Origin of the sequence: Longimonas sp. (genome assembly GCF_040409695.1) — a bacterium.
Classification (GTDB): Bacteria; Bacteroidota; Rhodothermia; order Rhodothermales; family Salinibacteraceae; genus Longimonas.
Genome location: NZ_JARWGJ010000167.1, coordinates 1 through 5,393, shown reverse-complemented (window position 1 = coordinate 5,393; position 5,393 = coordinate 1). Strand labels below are relative to the sequence as shown.

4 protein-coding genes are annotated in these 5,393 nt (G+C 57.4%); 1 reads left to right on the top strand and 3 read right to left on the bottom strand.

Features of this window, described 5'->3' with window-relative positions; all coding sequences use genetic code 11:
- On the top strand, nucleotides 1-2,760 hold a 2,760-nt coding region (locus tag PPP56_RS10435; RefSeq protein WP_353563986.1), incomplete at its 5' end, for an efflux RND transporter permease subunit.
- Here PPP56_RS10435 and PPP56_RS10430 read toward each other — a convergent pair.
- The 3 genes from PPP56_RS10430 to PPP56_RS10420 form a co-directional block, all read right to left on the bottom strand.
- The gene (locus PPP56_RS10430; RefSeq protein ID WP_353563985.1) at nucleotides 2,755-3,786 is read right to left on the bottom strand and encodes a helix-turn-helix domain-containing protein; all 1,032 of its coding nucleotides are present in this window, start codon (nucleotides 3,784-3,786) and stop codon (nucleotides 2,755-2,757) included. The genes PPP56_RS10435 and PPP56_RS10430 overlap by 6 nt on opposite strands.
- An 80-nt stretch (nucleotides 3,787-3,866) precedes the next feature.
- Nucleotides 3,867-4,241: a response regulator gene (locus tag PPP56_RS10425; protein ID WP_353563984.1), complete on the bottom strand. Its 375-nt coding sequence runs from the start codon at nucleotides 4,239-4,241 to the stop codon at nucleotides 3,867-3,869.
- 90 nt (nucleotides 4,242-4,331) lie between these two features.
- Complete coding sequence (locus PPP56_RS10420) at nucleotides 4,332-4,763, bottom strand: hypothetical protein (protein WP_353563983.1); 432 nt, start codon at nucleotides 4,761-4,763, stop codon at nucleotides 4,332-4,334.
- Nucleotides 4,764-5,393 lie beyond the last annotated feature (630 nt).

Here is a 5,393-nt window from a genome sequence, read left to right as displayed (position 1 = left end):
CGCATCTGGAAGTTCGACCCGAACCAGACCTCTGTTGTCAGTATTGCCGTCGAATCGCGCTACGACCTGGAGACGCTCAGCCGCATCCTACAGCGCGATCTGGCGAAGCGGATTGAGCAGGTGCCCGGCGTGGGTACGATCGAACTGCGCGGCGAGATTGAGCGCGAGATTCAGATCAACCTGAAGCGCGATCGCTTGCAGGCCTCAGGGCTGACCGCCGACGAGGTGCGCCAGGCCATCGCATCCGAAAACGCGGTGGTTGGTGGCGGCAACGTGAAAGACGGACTCCGAGATATGTACGTTCGGGCCCTCGGGGAGTACACGTCGGTCGATGAGATCCGAAACACGGTCATCGCATACGCCGAAGGTCAGCCCATACGGGTGATCGACGTAGCCAACGTAGAAGATGGCTACCAGGATACGTTTCGGATGACCGAGCTCGATGGGATGCCTATCGTGCAGATGCGCATCCAGAAGCAGAGCGATGCCAATACGGTTGCTGTAGCCGATGGCGTTCGGGCCGAGGTAGAGCGCATCAACGCCGAACGTAACGACATGCACCTTACGGTAATCAGCGACCAGAGCACATATATTCAGTCGTCGATCGACAGCGTGCAGAGCTCGTTGCTCTGGGGGGCGCTGCTTGCGATATTCGTGCTCTACATGTTTTTGCGCAACGGCTCCACCACGTTTGTCATTGCGCTCTCTATTCCCATCTCGATCATTGCAACATTCGGCCTCCTCTACTTCGGCGGACTCACACTGAACATCATGACGTTCGGCGGGCTCGCACTCGGAGTAGGGCTCATTGTGGATAACGCGATTGTCGTGCTCGAAAACATTGTGCGGCACCGCGAAGAGAACGGGCGAAGTCTGCCCGACGCGGCCAGCATAGGGACGCGTGAGGTAGCAGGAGCCATTGTGGCCTCGACCCTCACGACTTCCGTAATCTTTCTGCCGCTGGTCTTTGCACAAGCTACCAGCGCATCGCTCTTTCAGTCGCTGGCGCTTGTGGTGGTCTTCTCGCTGGTCTGTTCGCTCTTTGTAGCGCTCACCCTGGTGCCTATGCTGGCGAGTCGCTTCCTGACGAACGAGGCCAACCCGGATGCCTCTACCCAGTCGGCTTTCCAGCGTCGCTTTCAGCAGCTGGAGGAGTGGTACAAAGATAAGCTGCGTACCGTCATTACGTACCGGAAGACCGTCTTTGCATCGACGGGGGTGCTACTGGCAGGAGCGCTATTCATCTGGCCCATGCTTCCGGTCGAACTGGCACCGCAGACCGATGCCAACGAGATCCGCATCGACATGAGCATGGACTCGGGGACAAATCTCGCGGTCGTGCAGTCGTACCTGCAGGAACTGGAGGACGTTGTGAAACCGCTGGTGCCCGAGGAGGATGTGCAGTTCATGACAACGGAAATTCGCGGCAGCCGCGCCCGCATCGACCTGGCGATGCGTCCGGAAGGGGAGCGCACCACCGAGCCCTCGGAGCTGGCCGATTACCTGCGCGAGAACATTGAGGGCGTCGTGCCGGGGGTTGAGATACGGGTGCGTGCCCGTACCGGACTCTGGGTGCTGCGCCGGGCCTTCAGTAGCGGTGGGGGCGACGAGGAAACCTCACTCGAAATGGAGCTGCGCGGGTACGACCTGGAGCAAGCCCAGATTATCGGCGACGACATCAAAAATCGCCTGGAGCAGCTCGACGGTATCGCCGACGTGGAGGTCGGCGGTGAAGACCGCGGACAGCCCGAGCAGAATATTTTCTTCGACCGTGAGCGCATCGCGCAGGCGGGCCTCACCACACAAGGCGTGGCCACTGCCATCCAGACCAACCTGGCGGGCACGCGTGCCGGAGCCTTTCGGGTTGAAGGCGATGAGTTTCCGATCATCGTGCGCCTGCGCCCCGAAGACCGACTCACCGTGCAAGACCTGGATAACATCGCCGTGCGTAGCCCCGATGGCGGTACCATTCCCGCGTCGGCCTTCGTTCAGGTTGATGAAGGGCGTGGACCCAGCACCGTGAGGCGCATTAACGGACAGCGTGTGACCTACCTATCGGCAACGCTGACCAGCGATGCAAACCTGAACGATGTCGTAGAACGGGCGCAGAGCACGGTCGCTCAGATGAACCTGCCTGAGCAGTTTTCGCTTACCTTTGGAGGCGAGTACCGCGAGCAGCAAGAAGCACAGCGCGACTTTATGCTGGCTATCGTAATGGCTCTGCTGTTGATCTATATGGTGATGGCCGGGCAGTTTGAACGCTTTCTGGATCCGTTTATCGTCATGTTCTCGGTGCCGCTCGCTCTTGTCGGGGTCGTACCCACGCTCTACCTGACGGGCACTACGGTCAACATCCAGAGCATCATGGGGCTCATCATGCTTATTGGCATCGTTGTGAACAATGCGATCGTGCTTGTGGACTACATCAATATCATGCGGCGCGAGCGGGGGTTAGAGCTGTCGGAGGCGGTGGTTGAGGCCGGGCGTCTGCGCTTGCGTCCTATCTTGATGACCGCACTCACTACGATGCTCGGACTGCTTCCGCTGGCTATCGGGCTGGGGGCCGGGGGCGATATTCAGGCGCCCCTGGCGCGCGTCGTGATTGGCGGGCTCTTTGCCTCCACGCTCATTACGCTGGTTCTCATCCCGGTGGCTTACATCTCTGTCGAGAACGCAGCCGTGCGCGTGCGAAGCTACCTGCCCGACTGGTCATGGCTCCCGCAGCCAGGACCCGCAGAAGTACGCCCGGCGAAGTCATGAACGCTCTGAATCCTCCGTTCCCGAACGTGTGGAAGCAGAGTCAAAGTCGGTGAGGTCTGATGAGGAGGTCTCACCGTCTTTCATAGCCTTACGGTACGAAGCAGGGGTGGTGTGCGTAACGCGGCGAAACCAGCGCGTAAGATGGCTCTGGTTTGAAAACCCGGCCTGCAGGGCGACGCTGGCAATCGGCAGGTCGGTCTCGGCAAGCAGGTGCCGGGCTCTGCGCACACGCTCGCGCAGCACATACCGGTACGGCGTGTAGCCCACAGTCTGCTTAAAAAGGCGGCTGAAGTGCGACGGACTCATGTCAAGATGCTCGGCCAAGTCGGCTACGCTAATGTCCTCATCCAGGTTGGTGCGGATGTGCTCCTGCACAGACCGCCGCGCTGATGCTGAAAGAGGTCCCTGATTGGCCTGCATGAGGGGCGGCACGTCCGCATCGGCAGTGACGAGCAGGCGGAAGATCATGGCACGGACGACCGCGCCTGCCACCGCGCGCGTCGTGACGCCGCTTTCACCGTCGGTACACGCCTCAATAGACTGGTTGAGGGCCTGCCCCAGCAGGTAGAGCACACGGTCTTCCTCAAAAACGCGAGAGCGTAGCGTTGTGCGCCTCGGGTCCAGCGCATGCAGCGACACAAAGTGATAGATAAGCGGTGGCGGGATGTACACGAAAACAAGTTCTACGTCACAATCTTCCCAGGCCCATGTCGTAGATGTGCCAGCGGCAAGAAAGAGCGACACCTCTTCCTGAATTTCGACCTCGTGTAGGTCGGTATCGTCTCCAAGACTGTATTGCCCGCGGGCCTGGCCCCGTGTGATGACAGAGAGCAGATGGCTATTCAGGCGGGGAAACGCTTGCGATGATGGGACGCCAGGGATGCGAAAGCGCTCCACGAGAACCGGTTCAGAACGCGTTGCAGTGACCGGAAGGCGTATGCTTTCCAACCGCTCGCCGGGTATATACCGGTGAAACTCGGATGGCGAGACTGTAGGTGCAGACTGGTTGCGATGGGTCAAAGGCATGTAGTGCTGTGAGAAGGAAACGAGGCATCACAAGGCCCGGCGGACTGCACGGAGCAGCGAAGGGGCAGAGCTCGAGTCCGTTAGGCTGGGAGGAGCGATTCAATTGTGCCGACCAGCTGAGCTGCGTGAAAAGGTTTAGCGAGGTAGGCATCGAACCCTTCATCAAGCAGGCGCTCGCGTATGTCACCGAGCACGTGGGCAGTAAACGCTATTGCGGGCGTTTCCGTATTCAACGATTCAGGATGGGTGCGGGCGCTGTGCAGCACATCACAGCCGCTTCCATTGGGCAACTGAACATCAAGCAAGAGTACATCGAACGGGGTCTCTTGCAGGCTACGCCGGGCTGCGCTGCAGGTCTGGCATGTCGACAGCGCGTAGCCGGTAGATAGCTGATGGCTTACAAGACGAACAATGAAATCATCGTCGTCCAGAAGAAGGATACTTGGGTGCGACATACGTATTCAAATAGTGCTGTTTAAGCTGTCCTTAATAGTTAAAATATCAACTCGTAAAATAATAGCGTGATTATTGCGTTACATGTTACATCACGGAGATTCGTCACGGAGGTAATCAAACATGGAGCGATTAAGCGGATTGTCGTCGGTTTCCTTACCTGAAGCTTCAGGATCATCCTGTGTGTCGGATGAAGAAGACCGGTGTTGGCGGAGGTGATCAAGTGTCGTGCTGCCGCTGTCATCTGAGGGGAATCTGGGCGACTCGCGCTCTGATGAAGAATCTGACGGTGAAGGTTCTGATGGTGAAGAGGCTCTGGAAGACGAGGACTCCGAAGGATCACCGGAAAAAGCTGAGTCGGCTTCCTGCAGCTTATTCAGGATAAACCGTACAAATTGCCGCTCCGAAATGCCGTGAGCTTCGGCGCGGCGCCGCACATACGCCATCTGTCGCGAAGAAAGCGGAACGGGTAAAACCTCCTCGGCTTCGCCTTCGAGCAGAAGATCGGAAACAGGTATATTCATGTTGATTGGTCTACGCAGCGAAAAAGCAACAGCCGCGAACGGTGGGATAATTCTAACCGGAGTAGATTTTGTACCGATAAAGTAAAGAGGTAATGCTGCTCAGTCTGTCAGTATTCTGATGTGTGTTGCAGGATTGTGCGACAAAAGTGAAGGAGTTGACAAAGCAAAAATGTTAATTGAGAGAGGATAAGGGATATCCCTACAAAAGAAAAGAAACGTAAGGATATCCCTTACAAAGCGCCAAATGAGAAGGTGCGTTACTGTTCTGTCACACCTGAATGTTAGGGTCCGAAATTGTCATCGCGAGGAGGGAGCTTGCGACCGACGCGGCGATCTCATGCCGTTAATTGGGCAACTGCATCCGGTCCGATCGCATGAGATTGCGTCGCTGCGCTCGCAATGACAAGGTTGTGAGTTATTTTCGGTACGTTAGGTGGCCATGTGTTACCCGGAGATTGACCTGTGACAGAGAACTACCTGCCTATTTTTCGTGCAACGAGAAGCTGGTCGATATCAGGAACGGTCGAAGAAGTGGCTCTGGGGGGTAATAATCGCTGTGCGGTATGTTGGGCAGCGGTTTGGGCAGCGTCTGAAAACACTCAGCGGACTGCGATGATGTCGCCCAAGCGA